The following is a 22,080-nucleotide window of genomic DNA, read 5'->3' on the forward strand; positions in this document are numbered from 1 at the left end:
GCCGATCGGGTCAGGCCGGGAGCCGGGCCGCCTCCAGCGCTTCGACCCGGTCGAGCAGATCGCGCATGGATGCCCAGAGAATTGAAATGAACTGTCCCTCCCGCAGTCCGAAGCGATCACTGTCCTGATCGTAGACCAACCCGGCGAAGCGAAGGCGCGCCTGATCACGCTGCGCCGGATCATCAGGATCCAAGCCAAGCGCGCCGCACAAGCCCCGTTCGACCTGCTGGGCGACAAAGCCCCAATGCGTGCGCACGTTCGCTTTGTGGTAGGCGGGCCGCGCGACGATTTGCTCCTCGACCTCCTCCATGACGGGCTCGAAGTGGAGGACTGGTTCACCATCATCCCCAAGCAGCGCGGCGCCATCCTCGCCATGGACGGGGTGAGCCTCGAACGCCGGACACCGCTCGACGACGGTGCGGCGGACGCGGATGAAACGACCGTCCTCCGCCCGGACCGTTTCGGCGATCTCGACCTCCCGGGGCGTCGTCTTCTGGCGTTTGGCGCGCCGGGTCTCGACGACCGCCGCGTGGTCGACATCGCGCCACTGGAACGTCACGGGATCGAACGCCCGCAGCAGAGCCTCCGCGAGAGGGGCGTCAATCAGCCTTATGTCTTCCTTCTCGCGCTCGTCGGAGGTGTTGATCGTCCCCGTGCCCGCGAAAACCTGTGAGACACGGCGCAGGGAAGTACCGATGGAATGCTGATTATCGGCTGCCGGGGCCAGTGCGCCGGAAGCCATCACGTCGAAGGCTCCGCCGGATGACTGAAGGCGCGCGGCGCCGGAGGCCGTGGCGATACTCAGCAGCAGCAGGTCGCCAGCTTCATAATATGCCATCCCGCCGGCCACGCCACCGGCGGCGTTCCTCATGCCGAATCCGGATATACCCAAGGCGGAGGTATTCTGAAGGTATCCGGCGTAATCGTACGGCGCGTTCGCCGCGACGGTCAGTTGCCCCCCCGTCGTCATCGTTCCGGTGGTCGTCAGCGTCGAGAATGTCGCCGTGCCACCCGAAATGGCGACGGATGACGCCATCTGCGTCGCCATGGTGCCCAGCCCGCTGACACTGGTGTGCGGCTGGGTCCCGGTATGGGTGGCGCGGTCGCGGAGTTGCGTGTCGGAGCTGTTCGCCGTGGCCGACACCTGAACGCCGTCGAGTTTCGCCTTGTCGGAACCGGACATGAATCCGGCCGCTCCGTCGGCCAACGCCATGGCATGGACGGTACCGCCGCCGCCGTCATGGCTGGAACTCAGCAGGCCCGTCCTGATCTGCGCGACGCTGGCTCCGACGGTCTGACCGGCCTGGACGACCGGCAGGAGCTCGTCGCCGGCGAGCGCGGCGGCGGCGGGCAATTGGGATATCCTCACGGTGCTCATGGTACCCACTCCAGGCTCAGCGGACGCCCATCCTGGGCGGCCAGCAAGTATTCTCCCCGTTCATCGATCAGCGCCGCCGGCAAGGTGGACAGCCTCGCACGGCGCAGGGCCGCGAGGCCTTGGCCAAGACGGACCAGCATCATTCCTTCTCCGAGATATGGACGGTGCAAGACCCGGTGGCCGCCAAGACGGCCAGATGGGAGTGGCAGGGCCGGAGACCGTCACCCAGCGCGATATCGTAATAGGTGTTTTCGGGGAAGTAGTGATCAGCCGTGCTCGCGGTCACTTCCGCATCGCCGCTGGCGATGAAAAGCGGTCCAGTCGCGAAGATCCCGATGACCCGTGTTTGTGGGGCGAACGGGATCGCGTTGCGCGTGCTGGTCGATCCGGCGAGGATCTGGTGGGCTCCGCCCGGTTTCAACCGGAGCACCGGGATGGGGTTGAGGTTGTCATCATAGGGCATCAAGGTGGACATGCTCTGGCTCCGCGTCTGCTGGCGAACTACAACGAACGGCTCATCGGGGCTCATAGGAATTATGACTATGAACCTATGAACGGCCATAGAAGGCCTGAAAAATTGCATATGTCAAGGAATAAATACCAAGGCCGACAGCCGGTTAAGATTTCCCAGCACGTTTGGTTCGATGAGTGCCTTCACGCTTCCCCCGATCAGGGACGATCGGAAGAACCCCAGGCAGCGCGGGACGCGACCCTGGCGGGCCTGATAACGTCACGCCGATCGCTTGCCCCGGCGGATTGCGAGGACCGCTCGAGCGGGCCGCTTGACCAGCAAGGGCCCAGGGGAGATAACAGCCGGCGCCCCGCTTGGGGCCGGGCACTTCAGGGCAGTGGAGACGACCAGTGAACCGCATCTTCTCGGGCATGCAGCCGACCCGCCAATTGCACTTGGGCAATTACCTGGGCGCGCTGCGCAACTGGGTCTCCCTGCAGGACCAGTTCGAGAGCATCTTCTGCATCGTCGACCTGCACGCCCTGACCCTGCCGCAGGACCCCGCCGTGCTGCTGGGCAACACCCGCGAGGTCACGGCCGCCTATATCGCCGCCGGCATCGATCCGGAACGCTGCGTCATCTTCAACCAGGCGGCGGTCGCGGCCCATTCCGAGCTGGCCTGGATCCTGTCCTGCCACACCCCGATGGGCTGGCTGAACCGGATGACCCAGTTCAAGGAGAAGGCGGGCAAGCACCGGGAGAACGCGGCGCTGGGGCTCTACGCCTATCCAGTCCTGATGGCGGCCGACATCCTCGTCTACAAGGCGACCCACGTGCCGGTCGGCGAGGACCAGAAGCAGCACCTGGAACTGGCGCGCGACATCGCCGGCGCCTTCAACCGAAATTACAACCAAGAATTCTTCCCGCTGCCCGAGCCGCAGATCCTGGGCGAGGCGACCCGCGTCATGTCGCTGCGTGACGGCACCAAGAAGATGAGCAAGTCGGACGAGTCCGACTACTCGCGCATCAACCTGACCGACGACGCCGACACGATCGCGCTGAAGGTCCGGAAGGCCAAGACCGACCCGGAGCCCTTGCCGGAAAAGGCCGAGGACCTGGAGAAGCGGCCCGAGGCCGACAACCTGGTGACGATCTATTCGGCGCTGGCTGATATCTCGAAGCAGGACGCCCTGGACCAATTCGCCGGACAGCAGTTCAGCGGCTTCAAGGGCGCCCTGGTCGATCTGGCGGTCGCCAAGCTGGCGCCGATCAGCACGGAGATGAACCGCCTGATGTCCGATGTCGGCGAGATCGACCGCATCCTACGCATCGGCGCCGACAAGGCGAACGCCATCGCCGCCGCCAATCTCGCGGACATCAAGGACATCATCGGCCTGCTGCGGCCCTGACGCCATGGGGCGCGTCCTGGTCACCGGCTTCGAGCGGTTCGGCCCCAACGACCTGAACCCCTCCGCCTTGCTGATGGACAGGCTGGCCGGGCGGGAGGGCGTCGTGACCGCCGTCCTGCCAGTCGAATATCACGCCTGCGTCACGCGGTTCGAGTCCCTGTTGGACCTGCATAAACCGGACGCCGCCATCGCCTTCGGCCTCGCCCGGTCGAGCGACCACATCAGGCCGGAGCGGGTCGCCCTCAACCTGGACGAGGCCGCCGCGCCGGACAACGCCGGGATCACCCGGCATGGCCTCCGCATCGTTCCCGATGGCCCGGTGGGATACTGGTCGACGCTGCCGGTGGATCGGATCGTGACGGCCCTTCGGGCGGCCGGACTGCCCGCCGCGGCCAGCGGCCACGCCGGCGGCTATGTCTGCAACCATCTTTTCTATGGCGTCCGCCACGGTCTGGACCTGCGCGGATCGGCGATGCCGATGGGCTTCATCCACGTGCCACCCCTGCCGGAGCAGGTCGCGGGCGAGACGGGGCGCATGGGGCTGAACCTGGACACGCTGCAGCGGGGGGCGCTCATCGTGCTGGACGAGGTGCGTCGGATCTGCGGATAAAGATGAGGATGAAGCGATTGAGTCGTTAATCCACTGTGACCCTGCGGGCGCCAACCAATCTCTCGTAATGCACGGTCAACTGTTCGATCCTGCCGAGTAGCTGGTTGTTTGTAGTTTCCAAGGCTTCCTTGATCACCTTCTGGTCACGATCGATGCGGCTGAGGTCAGCTTTCATGTTGGAGACATCGTCGCGTGTTGCATCTGCCACGACTTTGAGTGATCCAACCAGGGCCTCCAGAGTCGTCATCTTATCGATCAGTATCGCCAACATGTTCTTCGCTTCTTGATCCAAAGCCTTCCTCCCATCGTATGTACCGCGAAAGGATAAGTGGCGTTCCAGTAACAGTCGAGAGATTTCCACGAACGCTCTTTATTTAATAGATAGTCCCTGTCGCAAATATTTTTAATTGCACGATTTTATTTTTATCTCTTACTACGTGTGTCGCGGCAGGCATTCGGTCGATTGGCCGAGCTTGCAATCTCACTGGATGAAGTTACGTTTTGCCCCGCTTGCATCAAAGCGCGGATACCCCCGCCTTCAGCTGGAACGTGATCGAGTGGAGCTTTGAGAGTGCCGAGCCTGGACCTGTCCGACGTGGCCGTTTACGGGTCGCTCTTCGAGGCTTCGCCCAATCCCTATGTCCTGGTGAGTCCCAGCCTGACCATCGTCGGCTGCAACGACGCGTATCTGCGGGTGACCGCGCGGACCCGCGCCGACATCGTCGGCCGCGGCATCTTCGACGCCTTTCCCGGCGGCCCGAACGAAGCGCAGCTCCGCTCCTCCTTCGACCGTGTGCTTCGCACGAAGGAGCGGGACTCCATCGCCGTCATCCCCTACGCCATCGCCAAGACCACGCCCGAGGGGACATTGCTGGAGGAGCGCTTCTGGAGCGCCACCCACACGCCGGTGCTCGACGCCCGAGGCGATGTACGGCTGATCCTCCAGCATACGGTCGACGTCACCGAACTGCACCGGTTGAAACAAGCCGTCGCCTCCGGTGAGGGAACGGCGGAAGCGCTGGACGCCGCGCCGGGACCGATCGAGCAGATCGAGAGCGATCTGATGCGCCGAGCGCAGGCGGTCCAGCGGACCAACCTATCGCTCGACGCGGAATTGGAACGGCTGCACAGCTTGTTCACGCAAGCGCCCGGCTTCATCGCCGTGCTCAGCGGCCCCGACCACGTGTTCGACCTCGCCAACGACGCCTATTACGATCTGATCGGCCGCCGTGACATCCTCGGCAAGCCGATCCACGAAGCCTTGCCTGAGATCGAAGGCCAAGGCTTCCACGAGCTGCTGGACCGGGTGTTCGAGAGCCGGCAAGCCTTCGTCGGCCGCGACATGCGCCTGCTGCTGCGGCCCGACCCCGATTCCCCGCCAGCGGAGTTCTTCCTGGACTTCGTCTACCAGCCGGTGCTGAGGGCGGATGGCGGTGTTCTGGGAATCTTCGTCCAGGGCCATGACGTGACCAACCGCAAGCGCGCCCAGGACGAGCTGCTGCGGTACCAGACCGACCTGGAGGCTTTGGTCCGGGAACGGACGCTGGCGCTGGAGAAGAGCGAGGCCGAGCGTGCCCAGGCGGAGGCCGCCCTGCGGCAGGCGCAACGGCTGGAGGCGATCGGCAAGCTGACCGGCGGCGTCGCCCACGACTTCAACAACCTGCTCCAGGTGATCGGCAGCAACCTGGACCTGCTCCACCACGACTTGCCCGCCGACCCAGCCACGACGACCCGCCGGCTGGACTCGGCGATGGGGGCCGTCCAGCGCGGTGCGCGGCTGGCCTCGCAGCTTCTGGCCTTCGCCCGGAAGCAACCCTTGGAACCGCGTCCGGTCAGCCTGGGACGCCTGCTGCGCGGGATGGATGACCTGCTGCGCCGGGCGCTGGGTGACGAGGTCGAGGTCGAGACGGTGATCGCCGGCGGGCTGTGGAGCATGCTGGCCGACCCCAGCCAAGTCGAGAACGTCATCCTGAATCTCGCGATCAACGCGCGGGACGCGATGGACGGCTCCGGACGTCTGACCCTGGAAGCCGGCAACGCCATGCTGGACGATTTTTACGCCTTGCGCCACCCGGAGGTCACCGCCGGCCAATACGTGATGCTGGGCGTGTCGGACACCGGCTGCGGCATGTCGGCCGAGGTGATGGAACGCGCTTTCGAGCCCTTCTTCACGACCAAGCCGGAAGGCAAGGGAACCGGCATGGGGCTCGCCATGGTCCACGGCTTCGTCAAGCAATCGGGCGGGCACGTCAAGATCTACAGCGAGGTCGGCCACGGCACGACGGTCAAGATCTACCTGCCCCGCTCGCATCAGGTCGCCGAGGAGCCGGTGACCGACCCGCGGACGGGTCCGGTGGCCGGAGGCACCGAGACGATCCTGGTGGTCGAGGACGATCCCCAGGTGCGCGCCGCCACGGTCGAGATCCTGACCGGACTGGGCTATCGCGTGCTGCAAGCCGGCGACGCCCAGAGTGCCCTGGCGGTGATCCGGAGCGGCGTGCTGGTCGACCTGCTGTTCACCGACGTGGTGATGCCCGGCACCCTGCGCAGCCCGGAACTGGCGCGGCGCGCGCGCGAGACGTTGCCCGATTTGGCCGTGCTGTTCACCTCGGGCTACACCGAGAACGCCATCGTCCATGGCGGCCGGCTCGATCCGGGCGTCCACCTGCTCAGCAAGCCCTATCGGCGGGAGGATCTGGCCCGCAAGATCCGCCACCTGCTGGGCAACCAGCGCCAGCGCCGGATCGCCCGGCCCGGCCCGTCCGCGGCGACGCCCATGCCACCCCCGATCCCACCATTCCTCGCCTCGGCCGTTCAACCCCTGGGGGCACCCACGATGACGAAGACCCTGGCCCAGCAGCCGATGGCGCCGCGCGTGCTGGCCGAAGAAGCGGGCACAGGTTGCCATGTCCTGCTGGTGGAGGACGACGGAATCATCCAGGCGTCCACGATGGACATGCTGGAATCGCTCGGCCATACCGTCACCGCCGCGGCCGACGCCGACGAGGCCATGGTCGAGCTGGGGCGCGGCGGGATCGACGTGCTGTTCACCGATATCGGCTTGCCGGGACGATCCGGCATCGAACTCGCCCACGAGGCGCTGGCCCACGACCCCACCTTGCGGGTGATCGTCGCTTCGGGCTATGGCGGCGACATCCGCGACGGGGGGAGCGAAGCGGGGCTGGACGCCGTCTTCCTGCCCAAGCCCTACAACCGCAACGGTATCCGAAAGGCGTTCCAATCGCTGCCCCAGCCTCCATCCGGGAAAAATCGGCCATGAGCGCGTGACCGGCCCGGCATTGCCATCACCGCGGGGCCGCACCAGCTTGGGCTCATGCCGCGCATCCTGAACGAACGCCCGTCGGACGCTTCGGCGGCACCTTCCCTGGACATCCGCGTCTTCCGGCTGATGCGTCCCTTCCTGTGGCCGCGCGACGATCGCGGGTTGCGGGTGAGGCTGGTGGTGTCGATGACGCTGCTGTGCCTGACCGCGCTGCTGAACGCCACCGTGCCGATCCTGTTCGCCCACGCGGTCGACACGCTGTCCAAGCCCGGTCAGGCGGCCATCGCCGTTCCCGTGGCGCTGCTGCTGACCTATGGCGCCTTGCAATGGCTGGCCAAGGTGTTCAACGAGCTGCGCTGGGCGATGTATGGCCCGATCGAGCAGCGGACCCAGCGCCACATGGGCATGGCCGTGTTCCGCCACGTCCACGAGCTGAGCCTGCGCTTCCATCTGGGCCGCAGGACCGGCCAGATCAGCCGCGTGCTGGACAACGGCATGCGCGGCATCCGCGAGCTGCTGTTCGACGTCGTCTTCCTGATCCTGCCGCTGGCGGCCGAGATCGCGATCATCTGCGCCGTGCTGCTAGGCTCGTTCAGCCCGGTCTTCACCGGCATCACGGTGGTGACGCTGGTCCTCTATTGCTTCTGTTTGGTGATTGGCTCCGAACGGCTGCGCCGGCGCCAGCGCCGCGCCGTGGCCGAGGGGGCGGAGGCCCATGGCAAGGCGGTCGACAGCCTGCTGAATTACGAGACCGTCAAGTATTTCGGCAACGAGGAGCACATCGCCAGCCGGTACGACACGGCTCTGCGCGAGGTCGAGCGGCTGACCGTCAACGCCATGCTGTGGCGCAGCCTGACCGGCATCCTCCAGGTCTCCATCCTGGGCTGCGGGCTGACCGCGATGATCCTGCTGGCCGCCTCCAACGTGGCGCGCGGCACCATGACCGTCGGCGACTTCGTGCTGGTCAACACCTACCTGCTGCAGCTGATCCGGCCGCTCGACCGTCTGGGCCAGCTCTACCGCTCGATCAAGCAGTCGCTGACCGATGTGGAGCAGATGCTGGACCTGCTGGGCCAGCCGGCGGACGTGGCCGACGCGGCGGACGCCCTCCCGCTGCCCGCCGGGGCGGGGGAGCTGCGCTTCGACCATGTCGGCTTCGCCTACGATCCGCGCCGACCCGTGCTGCGCGACGTGTCGTTCACCGTGCCGCCCGGCGCCACCCTGGCGATCGTCGGTCCCAGCGGGGCCGGCAAGTCGACCATCGGGCGCCTGCTGTTCCGCTTCTACGATCCGACGGCGGGCCGCGTGCTGTTCGACGGCGCCGACATCGCCGGGGTGACCCAGGCGAGCCTGCGCGCCACCATCGCGGTGGTGCCGCAGGACGCTGTCCTGTTCAACGACACGATCCTCTACAACATCGCCTTCGGGCGGCCCGACGCGTCGCCCGCCGAGATCGAGGACGCCGCCCGGATGGCCCGCATCCACGACTTCATCGCCAGCCTGCCCGACGGCTACGAAACCATGGTCGGCGAGCGCGGCCTGAAGCTGTCGGGCGGCGAGAAGCAGCGCGTCGCCATCGCCCGCGCCATCCTGAAGCGTCCGCGCCTGTTCCTGTTCGACGAGGCGACCTCCGCCCTGGACAGCCACACCGAGATGGCGATCCAGCAGAGCCTCCGCGAGGTCAGCCAGGGCACCACCACGGTCGTGATCGCCCACCGCCTGTCCACGGTGGTCCACGCCGACGAGATCCTGGTGCTGGACGGTGGCCGAGTGGTGGAGCGCGGCACCCACGCCGCCCTGCTGGCGCGCGGCGGAGCCTACGCCGCCCTCTGGGCGCGCCAGCGGGCCAACCGCGAGGCGGCGGATTAGGCGGGCAGCCCTCAAAGGGGACCCAGCGATGGCCAATGGATCGGGCGGATCCATCCCTACTCTTTCAGAACCTTGCGCGGGCGGCTGGATTGGTTCTAAATCCAACTGCCGTATTTCAGGGCATCTTTTAACGGCGCCCGCCCGCCACCATATGCGCATCATGACTGGAACACGTCCCTTCAAGCACGCTCTGGACCGGCTACAGCAGGCCGGCCTGCGCCCGACGCGGCAACGGCTGGCGCTCGCCCGCCTGCTGTTCGACAAGGACGACCGGCACGTCACGGCGGAGCAGTTGCACGGCGAGGCGACCGGGGCCGAGGTCCGGGTCTCGCTGGCGACCGTCTATAACACGCTGCACCAGTTCACCGACGCCGGCTTGCTGCGCGAGGTCGTGGTCGAGGCCGGACGGTCCTATTTCGACACCAACACCGCCGACCATCATCACTTCTTCTTCGAGGGGTCCGGCAATCTCCAGGACATACCGAGCGAGAGCGTGACGGTCACCCACCTGCCGATGGCTCCGGCGGGGACAAAGGTGGCCCGGGTCGACGTGATCATCCGCCTTGCCCCCGAGGAAACCTCCACGGGTTGAGCGAACGCCGACCGCGCGAAATGGTGCTTCCGCCAGATGGTTGGAATATTCCCAGTTGATTGACTCCCGCCACCCACGGGATGCATAAGGTCCCGGGATGGCCTTGTCCGCCGGTCGAGGCGCGACCCCCAAGGGTGACTCCGCAACTGGAGGAAGACGATATGCCACTCTCGGGATCGAGGACCGAGAAGAACCTGAAAGAGGCGTTCGCCAGCGAAAGCCAAGCCAATCGGCGCTATCTGTACTTCGCCCAGCAAGCGGACGTGGAGGGTTTCAACGATGTCGCCGCGGTGTTCCGGGCCACGGCGGAGGGCGAGACCGGCCACGCCCACGGCCATTTGGAATTCCTGCAGGAGGTCGGCGACCCGGCGACCGGCATGCCGATCGGCACCACCCGTCAGAACCTGATCGCCGCCATAGCCGGCGAGACCCGCGAATTCACCGAGATGTACGCGCGTATGGCGGCGACCGCGCGTGACGAGGGTTTCGACGAGATCGCCGATTGGTTCGAGACCCTGGCGAAGGCCGAGCAGGCCCACGCCGGCCGTTTCCGGAAGGCCTTGGAACTGCTGGGCTGAAGCGCGGGCCGCTCCTGGCCCCGGCCCCGCCGTCAGTCCAGCGTCTCGGCCTGATAGACGCCCCAGAACTCGGTTCGCTGAAGCCAGCCGCGATAGCCATCGACGGTGACCTCGCACCAGCTCGCCTGACAGCGCAGCAGCTTGCCGGCGACACCCGGCTCCACCTTGGCGAGCCCCGCGGCGCTGTCAGCCGCCGTCCGGCGCAGGACGCGGACGGTGCCCGTGACGACCATGGCGCGCTTGCCCGACAGCATGCTCTGGTGGACCCAGCCCTCGGTCCCCTCCCAATCGCGGATGCGGCGCCACGTGTCGAATTCCGCCGTGATCTCGACCGGGATGTCCCGTTTGACGAAGACCCATTCGACCGGATAGCGGGTGCCCGGGCCCGTTCGCACGTTGACCTCGGCGGAGCGCAGCGAGACGAAGCGCGGTACCGGCAGCCCGGTCGGCGGAGCCATGCCGGGAACCGACTCGGTTTCCTGGGCGCGTACGGGTGTGACGAAAAGCGCCAAGGCCAGCGCCAGGGCGCCGAAGATGAATGCTGGGATGCCGGGACGGGCGGCGGAAATCATGGACGCGAACTCAAGGTCTGGGATGCCGATGGACGGGCTATTGCCTCAATGTGGCGGTGATATGACCGCCGTGAGACCGCGGAGGATAGGGCAACTCCGTTAAGAGGAGGTCACCGGCTCACCGCGTCGCTGGACAAGACGGCATGGCGCTTGGTATGGCAAGGGGAAGCCGCCAGGGAGATCCGGTCCGATGCCCGAGAAGAAGAAGCCCGTCGTCGTCGTCACCCGCAAGCTGCCGGACGTGATCGAGACGCGGATGATGGAGCTGTTCGATACCCGTCTCAACCATGACGACACGCCGCCGGGCGTCCCGGAACTGATCGAGGCGGTCAGGACCGCCGATGTCCTGGTTCCGACGGTGACCGACCGGATCGACGCCCGCGTCCTCGCGCAGGCCGGGCCGAACCTGCGGCTGATCGCGTCGTTCGGCACCGGCGTCGACCACATCGACCTGAAGACCGCCCGCCAGCGCGGGATCACCGTCACCAACACGCCGGGCGTCCTGACGGAGGACACCGCCGACATGACCATGGCGCTGCTGCTGGCGGTGTCGCGCCGCCTGTCCGAAGGCGAGCGGCTGGTCCGATCGGGCGAGTGGAAGGGCTGGGGTCCAACCACCATGCTCGGCCACCGGATCTGGGGCAAGCGGCTCGGCATCATCGGCCTGGGCCGGATCGGTCAGGCGCTCGCCAAGCGCGCCAAGGGCTTCGGCCTGTCGATCCACTACCACAACCGCCGCCGCGTCCATCCGGAGATCGAGGGCGAGCTGGAGGCGACCTATTGGGAGAGCCTGGACCAGATGCTGGCGCGGATGGACATCGTGTCGATCAACTGCCCGCACACCCCGGCCACCTACCACCTGCTGTCGGCGCGCCGGCTCCAGCTGCTGCGCCCGCACTGCTACATCGTCAACACGTCGCGCGGCGAGGTTGTCGACGAGAACGCCCTGACGCGGATGCTCCAGAAGGGCGAGCTGGCTGGCGCCGGACTCGACGTGTTCGAGCACGAGCCCGCCATCAACCCCAAGCTGCTGACGCTCGACAATGTCGTGCTGCTGCCCCACATGGGCTCGGCGACGATCGAGGGCCGCATCGACATGGGCGAGAAGGTGATCATCAACATCAAGACCTTCGCCGATGGCCACGCGCCGCCGGACCGTGTCCTCGAAGCGATGTTCTGATCGGGCGGGCCGCCTATATCACGGTTACTGGCGTCCTGGCGCCGGTAACCGGCGGCATGATGGGGGCAGCGGATGGTGGATCGGTGGGATGGACGCGACCGGCGGCACGGCAAGACGCTGCGTGTCGTCCTGCTGAAGGTGCTGCTGCCGCTGGCGATCATCGGCGCTGCCGTGGCCGTCCTGATCATCCTGCACCTGGACGGCACGCTGAGGGTCTTCCTGGACCGCCAGTCGATGTTCGGCATGATCGCCGTGGTGCTGGTGCTCAACTTGGTCGGCTTCGCCTTCATCTACATGCTCTCGATGGTCTGGAAGTCGGTCAAGCACGACCTGCTGAACTTCCGCGATCCCTGAGGACCGTCACGTGAACCGCCCGACGATTCGGGCGACCTGGGATCGGTAGCCGCCACCGAACAGGCGGACATGGACCAGCAGCGGATAGAGATTGTAGAGGTCGCGGCGGACCTCGAAGAAGCCGGGACGGATCGGCCTGATCTCGCCGTAGCGGTGGAAGAACGGTTGGCCGAAGGTGCCGAACAGGGTCGAAAAGGCCAGTTCGATCTCCGGGTCGGCGTGGTGGATCGCCGGATCGATGAAGGCGGCGACGCGGCCGTCGCGGACCAGGATGTTGCCGCCCCACAGGTCGCCATGGATCAGGCTGGGCAGGGCCGGCTCGCCGATCAGGTCGGGCAGCAGACCAGCCAGCCGCTCGATCGCCGCCATCAGGGTGTTGTCGATTCGCTTCTCGTCCAGCGCGCGGCGCGCCATTCCCAACAGGCGGTGGTCGCGGAAGAAGGCGATCCAGTTGTCGGATTCAGGGTTCGGCTGGGGCAGCGGGCCGATCACGGTGTCATAGGGAAAGCCGTACCGTTCCGCGCCGATGCCGTGGAGCGCCGCGACCAGTTCGGCCGCGTGCTCCTGGGCCGCGGTGGTCAGGCCGCCACCGTCAGCCGCGACATGGGACATCACCAGCAGCCGGTCGTCGGCATGGAACAGTTCCGGCACCGGCAGGCTGGAGTGATCGGCCAGATGGCGCAGCATCCGCCCTTCCACCGCCAAGCCCGCGCCGCGCTTCGCCACCACGCGGCGGCCGTCGACCAGATCGAGCAGCCAGAGTTCGGCGGCGTTGCCGTCGGCCAGCCGCCGCGCCGAGGCAACCCGGCCGACGCCGTCAGGTAACTGAGGAGCGGGCATGGACGGCTCCGGGGCGGGAATGACGCAGCTTGTCGAGCAGGCCGGATGAGGCCACCTCGACCAGATCGAGCACCTCGGTGAAATGGGTGCCCTGGCCGTAATAGGGGTCGGGCACCTCGCGGCGGGGGGCTTCGGGCGCGTAGTCCATGAACAGCTGGACGCGGTCGCGGGCCTCGGGCGGCGCCATGGCGGCGAGCTGGTCGTAATGGCCCTGGTCCATCGCCAGGATCAGGTCGAACTCCTCGAAGTCGCTTTGCCGGACCCGGCGGGCGCGCAGGTCGCCTATCTCGAAGCCACGCGATTGGGCGGCGGCGACGGAACGTTCGTCGGGCGGCTCGCCGACATGGTAGCCGTGGGTGCCAGCGCTGTCGGTGACGATGGTGTCGGCCAATCCCGCGTCGGCGACCAGATGGCGGAACACCCCCTCGGCGGTCGGCGAGCGGCATATGTTGCCGGTGCAGACGAACAGCACCTTCACCTGTTTCATTTGGAACATCCTTCCGTCGGCGGAACGAGGCGGCTGTGCCGCGTGATCATGTGATAATTCTTGCGCGGGCCGCCGACCAGCCACTCGGTCACCCAAGTGTCCCACCCCTCGACCCGGAACCGTCCGCGATAGGTGTCGGCGCCGCAGTGATGGACCGCCTCCGCGGTGCCGGTGGACAGATCCAAGTCGTGGAAGGGCGCGCCATCGTGGCGGAACACCAGCGCCCGCCTCGGTCCGTCCGGGAAGGCGTAGCGGTAGGTCTGTTCCGCCGGGCCGGCGTGGCCGCCGAACCGCATCACGCCGGTCTCCCTCAGCAGCAGGTCCCCGCCGTTGGCGGACTCCAACGTCGCGGTGCCGTCGAAGGTGCCGTCCAATCCCAGTCTGACGTCGCGCACGGTGCGGGAGATGCGCCACGCCCCTATCAGGAACGCGCGCAGATCCGCGACGCGGAAAACTACGTGGTTGGACTCGATCACCGCCGCCCCTAAACTCACGCGGAACGCCCCCGCTTCGGAAAACAGATCATGATGGTAAAGCCTTCCGACCGGATCGTCATCCTGACAGGCGCTGGCATCTCCAAGGAATCGGGCCTGGACACCTTCCGCTGCGCCGGCGGCGTGTGGGAGCGCGTGCGGCTGGAGGATGTCGCGACACCCGAGGGATTCGCCCGCGACCCAGACCTCGTCCACCAGTTCTACAACGACCGCCGGACTGGGCTGCTCCACGCGAATGTCCAGCCGAACGCCGCCCATGAGGCCCTGGCGACGCTGGAACGTGAATGGCCGGGGGAGGTGCTGCTGGTCACCCAGAACATCGACGACCTGCACGAGCGCGCGGGTTCGCGCAACCTGATCCACATGCATGGCGAGCTGCTGAAGGCGCGCTGCGGCGCTTGCTACGCGGTGTCGGAGATCCGGAGGGACCTGTCCGTCGAGGACGATTGCGCCGGTTGCGGCGCCATCGCCGAGATGCGGCCCCACGTGGTCTGGTTCGGCGAGATGCCGCTGGAGATGGACCGGATCTACCGCGAGCTGGCCGGCTGCGCCCTGTTCCTGTCGATCGGCACGTCGGGCAACGTCTATCCGGCGGCCGGCTTCGTCCAGGAGGCCCGCGTCAATGGGGCGCACACGGTCGAGCTGAACCTGGACCCGTCGGAGGGCGCCACCCTGTTCGACGAGAAGATCTATGGCCCGGCGACCAGGGAGGTCCCCGCCTTCGTGGAGCGCTTGCTGGCGCTGAGGTAGGCAGGCCCCCACCCCTCCCTTGGCTGGAATGCGCTTGGCAGCGGTGACAGCGTGCTGTAACCACACGGCAAGCCCTTCAACGACAACGCCGATCCCCTCACGACCATGCCCCTGTTCGCCGGTACCGACCTGACCTGCCTGCGCGGCGAGCGGCTGGTGTTCCAAGATCTCTCCTTTTCGGTGGAGGCCGGTGGGGCGCTGGTGCTGCTGGGGCCAAATGGCAGCGGCAAGTCCAGCCTGCTGCGGCTGATGGCGGGATTGCTGCGGCCCTTCGCCGGTGGCTTGAGCTGGGACGGCGCCGCCGTCGCCGACGATCCCGACCTGCATCGCGGACGCGTCCATTACGTCGGCCATCTCGACGCCGTCAAACCCGTGCTGTCGGCGCGCGAGAACCTGGCGTTCTGGGCCGAGATGGGCGGCGCCGCCGATCCCATGGCCGCGGCCCTGGCGGCGCTGGAGCGGCTGGGCGTGCCGCATATCGCCGACATCCCCGGCCGGTATCTCTCCGCCGGACAGAAGCGCCGGCTCAACCTCGCCCGCGTGTTGGCCGCCCCGGCGCCGCTGTGGCTGCTGGACGAACCGTCGGTGGCATTGGACCGCGCCGGCATCGGCCAGCTGGAGGCGGCCATCGCGGAGCACAGGGCCGGCGGCGGCATCGTGGTCGTCTCGACCCACGCCGAGATCGAGGTGCCGGAAGCGGACACGCTCCACATGGACGATTTCGCGGTCGGAATGGACGGGAGCCCCCTGGAATGAACCGCTTCCTCCGCCTCGTCTCGCGCGACCTCCGTCTGGCGTTCAGGCAGGGATCGGACGCCACCGTGGCGGTCATGTTCTTCGTGCTGTGCGTCGTGCTGTTCCCGTTCGGCGTCGGGCCGGAGATGAACATCCTGGCGCGGATCGCCGCGGGGGTGATCTGGGTCGCGGCGCTGCTGGCCTCGCTGCTGTCGCTGGAGCGGCTGTTCCAGAACGACTACGAGGATGGCAGCCTGGAGTTGCTGACACTGACCAGCCTGCCGCTGGAGGCGGTCGTCTTCGCCAAGGTGCTGGCGCATTGGCTGGTCACCGGCCTGCCGCTGATCGTCGCCGCCCCGCTGCTGGCGCTGCTGCTGAACATGGACCCGGCGGGTTTCCCGGTGCTGATCCTGACATTGCTGATCGGCACGCCGACCCTGAGCCTGATCGGGGCGATCGGCGCCGCGCTGACGCTGGGCGCCCGGCGCGGCGGTGTGCTGCTGTCGCTGCTGATCCTGCCGCTCTACATCCCCGTGCTGATCTTCGGCGCCGGCGCCATCGACGCGTCGCTGTCGGGGTTCACGGCGCGGCCCCACCTGCTGCTGCTGGGCGGCCTGCTGGTGGCGGCCCTGCCCCTGGCGCCCTGGGCGGGAGCCGCGGCGCTGCGGCAGGCGCTGGAGTAGCCGCGCGCGGGCGGCGGCCGAATCGGCTAGATGGCCGGCTGAAGTCACGGGTCCGTCACGCAACCTTCCCCCACGACCCCATGTTCCCCTGCTACACTTGGACCCGACAGAAGCGGCGGAAGCCGCCGAAACGGATCGATAGACGGGGAGGCAGGCATGGCCCTCAAGGCCGAACAACTCAAGGGCGAGCTGACCGAACAGATCGTCAGCCGCGTTCGCGACAGGCTGAACCGGGACCGCGCCGATCTGGCCGAGCGGTTCATCCGGCAGTTCTACGCCAACGTGCCGCCCGACGACCTGCTGGAGTCCAGCCCCGACCAGCTGTACTGCGCCGCCCTGTCGATCTGGCAATTCGCCGCCCAGCGCCCGGAGCGATCGGCCAGGGTCCGGGCCTATCATCCGCAACTGGACGAGCATGGCTGGCAATCCGGCCATACCGTGGTCGAGATCGTCAACGACGACATGCCGTTCCTGGTCGATTCGGTGACGGCGGAGCTGAACCGCCAGGGCCTGACCGTCCATCTCGTGATCCATCCCGTGGTGCGGGTCCGGCGCGACTCCACCGGCCGTCTGGTCGAGTTGTACGAGCCGCAGGCCGCCCCGGCGGACGCCACCGCCGAATCCTTCATGCATATCGAGGTCGACGAGCAGACCGATCCGCTGGCGCTGGAGCGGATCGCCGAGGGCGTCGACAAGGTGCTGTCCGATGTCCGCGCCGCCGTCGAGGACTGGCAGGCGATGCGAGCCCCCATGCTGCGCATCATGGACGGCGTCGACAGCATGCCGCACGCGCTGCCCGAGACGGAGATGAACGAGGCGCGCGACTTCCTGCTGTGGCTGAACGACGACAACTTCACCTTCCTCGGCTACCGCCGCTACCGCTTCGAGGGCGAGGGCGACGAGGCGCGGCTGTCTCCCATCCCCGGCGAGGGGTTGGGCGTGCTGCGCGACGACGATGTCCGCGTGTTCGATGGCCTCCGCAACTTCGCCGCCCTGCCACCCGACGCGCAGCAGTTCCTGCGCCAGCCACGCCTGCTGCTGGTGACCAAGTCTAACCGCCGCTCGACCGTGCATCGCCCGACCCTGATGGACAGCGTCTTCATCAAGGCCTACGACGAGGCCGGCCAGGTCGTCGGCGAGCACCTGTTCGTGGGGTTGTTCACCTCGGTCGCCTACAGCACCAGCGTCCGCGAGATCCCGTACTTGCGCAACAAGGCCGCCCGCGTGCTGGAGCGCGCCAGGTTCGAGCCGCGCAGCCATGACGGCAAGGCGCTGACCCACATCCTGGAGAATTTCCCGCGCGACGAACTGTTCCAGATCACCGACGACGAGCTGTTCGAGATCGCGATCGGCGTGCTGCACCTGCAGGAGCGCCAGCGCACCGCGCTGTTCGTCCGGCGCGACCCGTTCGAGCGGTTCATCACCTGTCTGGTCTATGTCCCGCGCGATCGTTACGACACCGATCTGCGCCGCCGCATCCAGGCGATCCTGGAGCGCACCTTCAACGGCACCTGCTCCGCCTTCTTCACGCAGCTGGCGGAAAGCGTGCTGGCACGCGTCCAGTTCGTCATCGAAACGAAGCCCGGCACCATCCCCGATTACGACGTGGGCGAGGTCGAGGAGCGGCTGATCGAGGCCAGCCGCGCCTGGCCGGACCGGCTGCAGGACGCCTTGGTCGATGCCAAGGGCGAGGAGGACGGGTTGCGCCTGCACCGGCGCTACGCCAACGCCTTCGATGTCGGCTACCGCGATCGTTCCGGCGCCGAACTGGCCGTTTACGACATCGAGCGGATCGAGGAGGTGATCCACACCGGCCGGCTTGGGCTCAACCTGTACCGGCCGATCGAGGCCGCCGAGTCGGAACTGAACCTCAAGCTCTACCACGACGGCAAGCAGGTGCCGCTGTCCGACATCCTGCCCATGCTGGAGCACATGGGGGTCAAGGTGATCTCGGAGGGCGGTCCGTTCGAGGTCAGGCTGCCGGGACGGATCGAGCCGGTCTGGATCCACGACTTCGCCATGACGACGAGGGCCGGCGTGGCGGTCGACCTGGGCCGCGTCCGGCAGGCTTTCCAGGACACCTTCCTGCGGGTCTGGGAAGGCGGCATGGAGGATGACGGCTTCAACCGGCTGGTGATCCGAGCGGGCCTGGGCTGGCGCGAGATCACCGTGCTGCGGGCCTACGCCAAGTACCTGCGCCAGATCCGCTTCCAGTTCAGCCAGGACTACATGGAGGACACGCTGGCCGACCACGCCGCGATCACGCGGCTGATCGTCAAGCTGTTCCAAACCCTGCACGACCCGGACAAGCGGCGGGACCCGGGACAGGAGCAAACCTCCGCGTCCATCGATGACATCCCGGTCGCGGTCAACGGCCTGCTGGTGGAAATCGACCACGCCCTGGACGGCGTCGCCAACCTGGACGAGGACCGCATCCTGCGCCGGTTCCTCAACCTCGTGCGCTCGACCCTGCGCACCAACTACTACCAGAAGGCGGCGGACGGTGGGGTCAAGCCCTATGTCTCGATGAAGCTGGACAGCAGGGGCGTGGACGAGTTGCCCCTGCCCCGCCCGATGGTCGAGGTCTGGGTCTACAGCCCTCGGGTAGAGGCGATCCACCTGCGCGGCGGCAAGGTCGCGCGCGGTGGCATCCGCTGGTCCGACCGGCGCGAGGATTTCCGGACCGAGATCCTGGGTCTGATGAAGGCCCAGATGGTCAAGAACGCGGTGATCGTGCCGGTGGGGTCGAAGGGTGGCTTCGTCGTCAAGCGGCCGCCGCCGGCCGATGCCGGGCGCGATGTCCTGATGGCCGAGGTGATCGAGTGCTACAAGACGCTGATGCGCGGCCTGCTCGACATCACCGACAACTTCGCCGCCGACGGCTCGGTCGTGCCGCCGCCCCGCGTGGTGCGCCTGGACTCCGACGATCCCTATTTGGTGGTGGCGGCGGACAAGGGTACCGCGACCTTCTCGGACATCGCCAACGGAGTCTCCCAAGAATACGGCTTCTGGCTGGACGACGCCTTCGCGTCGGGCGGCTCGCGCGGCTATGACCACAAGAAGATGGGCATCACGGCGCGTGGCGCCTGGGAATCGGTCAAGCGCCACTTCCGCGAGATCGGGGTCGATTGCCAGACCCAGGACTTCACCTGCGTCGGCGTCGGCGACATGGCGGGCGACGTGTTCGGCAACGGCATGCTGCTGTCGCGCCACACCTGTCTGGTGGGGGCCTTCAACCACCTGCACATCTTCTGCGATCCCAATCCCGATCCGGCGGCCAGCTTCGAGGAACGGCGGCGGTTGTTCGACCTGCCGCGCTCGACCTGGGCCGACTACGACGCCGGATTGCTGTCGCGGGGTGGGGCCATCTTCGACCGCAAGGCCAAGTCGCTGAAGCTCTCGCCGGAGATCCAGGCCCGCTTCGGCCTGACCCGCGACAAGGTGACCCCGGCCGAACTGATCCAGGCGATGCTGCGGTCGGAGACCGACCTGCTGTGGTTCGGCGGCATCGGCACCTTCATCAAGGCGACCGAGGAGACCCATGCCGAGGTCGGCGACAAGGCCAACGACGCGACCCGGATCGACGGGCGCGAGATCCGCGCCAAGATCGTCGGCGAGGGCGCCAACCTGGGTGTCACCCAGCGTGGCCGGATCGAGTACGCCCAGGCGGGGGGCCGGATCAACACCGACGCGATCGACAACTCGGCCGGCGTCGACACCTCCGACCACGAAGTCAACATCAAGGTGCTGACCGGCGACGTCATCGCGCGCGGCGACATGACCATGAAGCAGCGCGATCAGGTGCTGGCTTCCATGACCGACGAGGTGGCGGACCTGGTGCTGTCCGACAACTACCTCCAGACGCAGGCGATCAGCGTCGCCGGCATGGGCGGGGCCGACCTGCTGGAGGGTCAGGTCCGCTTCATGCGGCAGTTGGAGAAGAGCGGCCACCTGAACCGGCCGATCGAGTTCCTGCCCGACGACGAGGAGATCTCTTCGCGGACGGCGCGCGGCCAGGCGCTGACCCGGCCGGAACTGGCCGTGCTGCTGGCCTATTCCAAGATCACGCTGTACGACGAGTTGCTGGCGTCCAACCTGCCGGACGACCCGCGCATGGCGGAGGACTTGGCCAAGTACTTCCCCAAGGCGCTGCGCCGCGACTATCGCGACGCGATCGAGCGGCACCGGCTGCGCCGCGAGATCATCGCCACATACACCACCAACAGCATGGTCAACCGCGTCGGCCCGACCTTCGTGTCGGAGATGATGGAGAAGACCGGCATGGGACCGGGCGACATCGCGCGGGCCTATACCGTCAGCCGCGACGCCTTCGCGCTGCGGGGGATCTGGACCTCGATCGAGGCCCTGGACAACGCGGTGCCGGCCGCCTGCCAGTACGAGATGATCATCGCGACCCAGGCGCTGCTCCAGCGGACGATTCCCTGGTTCCTGATCAACGCGCCCCAGCCGCTCGACATCGGGGTCGAGGCGGCCGGCCACACGCCCGGCGTGGAGGAGCTGGCGGCCGATCTCGACACCGTGCTGAGCGAGGAGGACAGGGTTCTGCTGGCCGGCCGGACGGAGCGCTGGGTCAACCAGGGCGTGCCCGAAGATTTGGCCAGAAAGGTGGCGAGCCTGGGCACCCTGGCCTCCGCCCTGGACGTCAACCGCATCGCCCGGCTGTGCCGGCGCGGCGTGCCGGTGGTGGCCCGGATCTATTTCGACCTGGGGCATCGGTTCGGCATGGAATGGCTGCGCTCGCAGGCGGTCGGAATCAAGACCGAGAACCACTGGCAGAAGCAGGCGGTCAACGCGATCATCGACGACCTCTATGGCCTGCAAAGCGACCTGACCGCCCGCATCCTAAACGACGCCGAGGACGCGGAGACCGCGATCGACACCTGGGTGGCGGGCCGCCAGGGTCCGGTCGATCGGATCCGGCAACTGCTGACGGAACTGCGCGGCGTCACGCGGGTGGACTTGGCGATGCTGGCGGTGGCGAACCGTCAGCTGCGGGGGCTGATCGCGAGCTGACCGGGAGTGGGCGGGCCGCCCTGGGGGGGTCCCCTCCCCCCGGGGTGATGGCCGGAAATGTCATCATTCGTGATCATGGGCGCGTCGGCGAAGCGGTGCGGTGCCGGTGCGAGCGGCCGGCGGCGCGGGAGAAAATATAGGCGGTGCCTGTTGGCATGGCGGTGCCTTCGCAACACTGGAAAGGAATATGATCCTTACCATCGAAGAGGCTTGGCATCAAGTTCGATGGGACCGCCGTCCCATCGAATGACGATGTCGTGGGTTGCGCATCGATCGCGAAAATCGCGTTACGGTTCCTCCGGGATGGGCTAACGCGGCTCCTGCCGGGCCAAGGTGGCGACGGACAGGCCGATGCCGACCAGCAGAAGCCCGGCACAGAGGATCGCGTCGAACCGGATCGGATAGCCGAAGATCCAGGCTCGCTGCTTCAGCCCGATCCCAAGGATCACGACGGTGCCCGGCCCCCATTCGCCGGTGGTGGGCAGGGCCAGCAACGGCAGGAGGACGCCCCAGATCACCAGCAGGCGGCCGAGCCTGCTCACGGTGCCGCCTGCGCCGGGCGCTTGCGTTCGATCCAAAAGACACAGGATTCCCACTCCATCCCGCGCCGTTCCATCTCGTCCAGCAGGTCGTCGAGGGCATCGCCGATGATGGTCGCGACAGCGTCCTCCACCGGGTCGCCCCTGGCGTCGGACACACGAACCCCGTTCAGCCCGGCATGGTACCGGGCCGTGTAGCTCTCCGATGTCGGCATGGGTCAGCCTCGCGGAGACGCGCTGAG

General features: G+C 67.2%; 22 protein-coding genes. 12 read left to right on the top strand and 10 right to left on the bottom strand.

All coding sequences use genetic code 11. From position 1 onward, the window contains the following. Nucleotides 1–10: 10 nt before the first annotated feature. The 3 genes from N825_RS11385 to N825_RS11390 are packed head-to-tail and all read right to left on the bottom strand — an operon-like array spanning nucleotide 11 to nucleotide 1,853. A complete protein-coding gene (locus N825_RS11385; RefSeq protein WP_037451279.1) occupies nucleotides 11–1,378 on the bottom strand; it encodes a tail fiber domain-containing protein in 1,368 nt (455 codons plus the stop codon). Further along, nucleotides 1,375–1,518, bottom strand: coding sequence for a hypothetical protein (locus N825_RS38835; RefSeq protein ID WP_198038293.1), 144 nt, complete (start codon nucleotides 1,516–1,518; stop codon nucleotides 1,375–1,377). Before N825_RS38835 ends, N825_RS11385 begins: the two co-directional genes overlap by 4 nt. Beyond that, nucleotides 1,518–1,853, bottom strand: coding sequence for a hypothetical protein (locus N825_RS11390; RefSeq protein WP_037451282.1), 336 nt, complete (start codon nucleotides 1,851–1,853; stop codon nucleotides 1,518–1,520). The genes N825_RS38835 and N825_RS11390 overlap by 1 nt, the downstream gene beginning before the upstream one ends. A 386-nt stretch (nucleotides 1,854–2,239) precedes the next feature. Here N825_RS11390 and trpS point away from each other — a divergent pair, with 386 nt between their 5' ends. Together trpS and N825_RS11400 are read left to right on the top strand one after the other, a co-directional pair. Further along, the gene (gene trpS, locus N825_RS11395; protein WP_037451285.1) at nucleotides 2,240–3,238 is read left to right on the top strand and encodes a tryptophan--tRNA ligase; all 999 of its coding nucleotides are present in this window, start codon (nucleotides 2,240–2,242) and stop codon (nucleotides 3,236–3,238) included. 4 nt (nucleotides 3,239–3,242) lie between these two features. Further along, nucleotides 3,243–3,848 (top strand): pyroglutamyl-peptidase I, encoded by a 606-nt coding sequence (locus tag N825_RS11400; protein ID WP_037451288.1) that lies wholly within the window; start codon nucleotides 3,243–3,245, stop codon nucleotides 3,846–3,848. A gap of 25 nt (nucleotides 3,849–3,873) precedes the next feature. Here the strand turns inward: N825_RS11400 and N825_RS11405 are convergent, their stop codons facing one another. Then, a complete protein-coding gene (locus N825_RS11405; protein WP_037451291.1) occupies nucleotides 3,874–4,119 on the bottom strand; it encodes a hypothetical protein in 246 nt (81 codons plus the stop codon). Nucleotides 4,120–4,419: 300 nt separating this feature from the next. Here N825_RS11405 and N825_RS11410 point away from each other — a divergent pair, with 300 nt between their 5' ends. From N825_RS11410 to N825_RS11425, 4 genes are all read left to right on the top strand, one after another. Further along, nucleotides 4,420–7,128 carry a response regulator gene (locus tag N825_RS11410; RefSeq protein ID WP_198038294.1) on the top strand — a complete coding sequence of 903 codons (2,709 nt, stop codon included), beginning with the start codon at nucleotides 4,420–4,422 and terminating at the stop codon, nucleotides 7,126–7,128. A gap of 54 nt (nucleotides 7,129–7,182) precedes the next feature. Beyond that, entirely contained in the window at nucleotides 7,183–9,000 is a 1,818-nt protein-coding gene (locus N825_RS11415) for an ABCB family ABC transporter ATP-binding protein/permease (protein WP_051512051.1), read from the top strand. 160 nt (nucleotides 9,001–9,160) lie between these two features. Beyond that, nucleotides 9,161–9,592 (top strand): iron response transcriptional regulator IrrA, encoded by a 432-nt coding sequence (irrA, locus tag N825_RS11420; RefSeq protein ID WP_084164677.1) that lies wholly within the window; start codon nucleotides 9,161–9,163, stop codon nucleotides 9,590–9,592. A gap of 161 nt (nucleotides 9,593–9,753) precedes the next feature. Beyond that, a complete protein-coding gene (locus tag N825_RS11425) occupies nucleotides 9,754–10,170 on the top strand; it encodes a rubrerythrin family protein (protein WP_037451704.1) in 417 nt (138 codons plus the stop codon). A gap of 32 nt (nucleotides 10,171–10,202) precedes the next feature. Here the strand turns inward: N825_RS11425 and N825_RS11430 are convergent, their stop codons facing one another. After that, nucleotides 10,203–10,742: an SH3 domain-containing protein gene (locus tag N825_RS11430; RefSeq protein WP_157619121.1), complete on the bottom strand. Its 540-nt coding sequence runs from the start codon at nucleotides 10,740–10,742 to the stop codon at nucleotides 10,203–10,205. A 190-nt stretch (nucleotides 10,743–10,932) separates the two neighbouring features. On the opposite strand from N825_RS11430, the gene N825_RS11435 reads away from it, so the two are divergent. Continuing rightward, nucleotides 10,933–11,922, top strand: coding sequence for a 2-hydroxyacid dehydrogenase (locus tag N825_RS11435; RefSeq protein WP_037451295.1), 990 nt, complete (start codon nucleotides 10,933–10,935; stop codon nucleotides 11,920–11,922). A 72-nt stretch (nucleotides 11,923–11,994) separates the two neighbouring features. Then, a complete protein-coding gene (locus N825_RS11440) occupies nucleotides 11,995–12,276 on the top strand; it encodes a hypothetical protein (RefSeq protein ID WP_037451296.1) in 282 nt (93 codons plus the stop codon). 6 nt (nucleotides 12,277–12,282) lie between these two features. Here the strand turns inward: N825_RS11440 and N825_RS11445 are convergent, their stop codons facing one another. The 3 genes from N825_RS11445 to N825_RS11455 are packed head-to-tail and all read right to left on the bottom strand — an operon-like array spanning nucleotide 12,283 to nucleotide 14,097. Continuing rightward, the gene (locus N825_RS11445; protein WP_037451298.1) at nucleotides 12,283–13,116 is read right to left on the bottom strand and encodes a fructosamine kinase family protein; all 834 of its coding nucleotides are present in this window, start codon (nucleotides 13,114–13,116) and stop codon (nucleotides 12,283–12,285) included. After that, nucleotides 13,094–13,603 carry a low molecular weight protein-tyrosine-phosphatase gene (locus N825_RS11450; RefSeq protein ID WP_198038295.1) on the bottom strand — a complete coding sequence of 170 codons (510 nt, stop codon included), beginning with the start codon at nucleotides 13,601–13,603 and terminating at the stop codon, nucleotides 13,094–13,096. The genes N825_RS11445 and N825_RS11450 overlap by 23 nt, the downstream gene beginning before the upstream one ends. Then, on the bottom strand, nucleotides 13,600–14,097 hold the full coding sequence (locus tag N825_RS11455) for a DUF6314 family protein (RefSeq protein WP_157619122.1): 498 nt from the start codon (nucleotides 14,095–14,097) through the stop codon (nucleotides 13,600–13,602). Before N825_RS11455 ends, N825_RS11450 begins: the two co-directional genes overlap by 4 nt. Before the next feature lie 30 nt (nucleotides 14,098–14,127). Here N825_RS11455 and cobB point away from each other — a divergent pair, with 30 nt between their 5' ends. The 4 genes from cobB to N825_RS11475 all read left to right on the top strand — a co-directional run bounded on the left by cobB (nucleotide 14,128) and on the right by N825_RS11475 (nucleotide 21,299). Then, entirely contained in the window at nucleotides 14,128–14,847 is a 720-nt protein-coding gene (gene cobB / locus N825_RS11460; protein WP_425423726.1) for a Sir2 family NAD+-dependent deacetylase, read from the top strand. A 105-nt stretch (nucleotides 14,848–14,952) separates the two neighbouring features. Then, nucleotides 14,953–15,603 (top strand): heme ABC exporter ATP-binding protein CcmA, encoded by a 651-nt coding sequence (gene ccmA / locus N825_RS11465; RefSeq protein ID WP_037451299.1) that lies wholly within the window; start codon nucleotides 14,953–14,955, stop codon nucleotides 15,601–15,603. Next, nucleotides 15,600–16,265, top strand: coding sequence for a heme exporter protein CcmB (ccmB, locus tag N825_RS11470; RefSeq protein ID WP_037451301.1), 666 nt, complete (start codon nucleotides 15,600–15,602; stop codon nucleotides 16,263–16,265). Before ccmA ends, ccmB begins: the two co-directional genes overlap by 4 nt. A gap of 156 nt (nucleotides 16,266–16,421) precedes the next feature. Continuing rightward, a complete protein-coding gene (locus N825_RS11475; protein WP_037451304.1) occupies nucleotides 16,422–21,299 on the top strand; it encodes an NAD-glutamate dehydrogenase in 4,878 nt (1,625 codons plus the stop codon). Nucleotides 21,300–21,607: 308 nt separating this feature from the next. On the opposite strand, the gene N825_RS11480 is transcribed toward N825_RS11475, so the two are convergent. Next, nucleotides 21,608–21,841, bottom strand: coding sequence for a hypothetical protein (locus N825_RS11480; protein ID WP_037451306.1), 234 nt, complete (start codon nucleotides 21,839–21,841; stop codon nucleotides 21,608–21,610). Continuing rightward, nucleotides 21,838–22,053 carry a hypothetical protein gene (locus tag N825_RS11485; protein ID WP_037451308.1) on the bottom strand — a complete coding sequence of 72 codons (216 nt, stop codon included), beginning with the start codon at nucleotides 22,051–22,053 and terminating at the stop codon, nucleotides 21,838–21,840. Before N825_RS11485 ends, N825_RS11480 begins: the two co-directional genes overlap by 4 nt. Between the last annotated feature and the right edge of the window lie 27 nt (nucleotides 22,054–22,080).

Origin of the sequence: Skermanella stibiiresistens SB22 (assembly GCF_000576635.1) — a bacterium.
GTDB classification, from domain to species: Bacteria; Pseudomonadota; Alphaproteobacteria; order Azospirillales; family Azospirillaceae; genus Skermanella; species Skermanella stibiiresistens.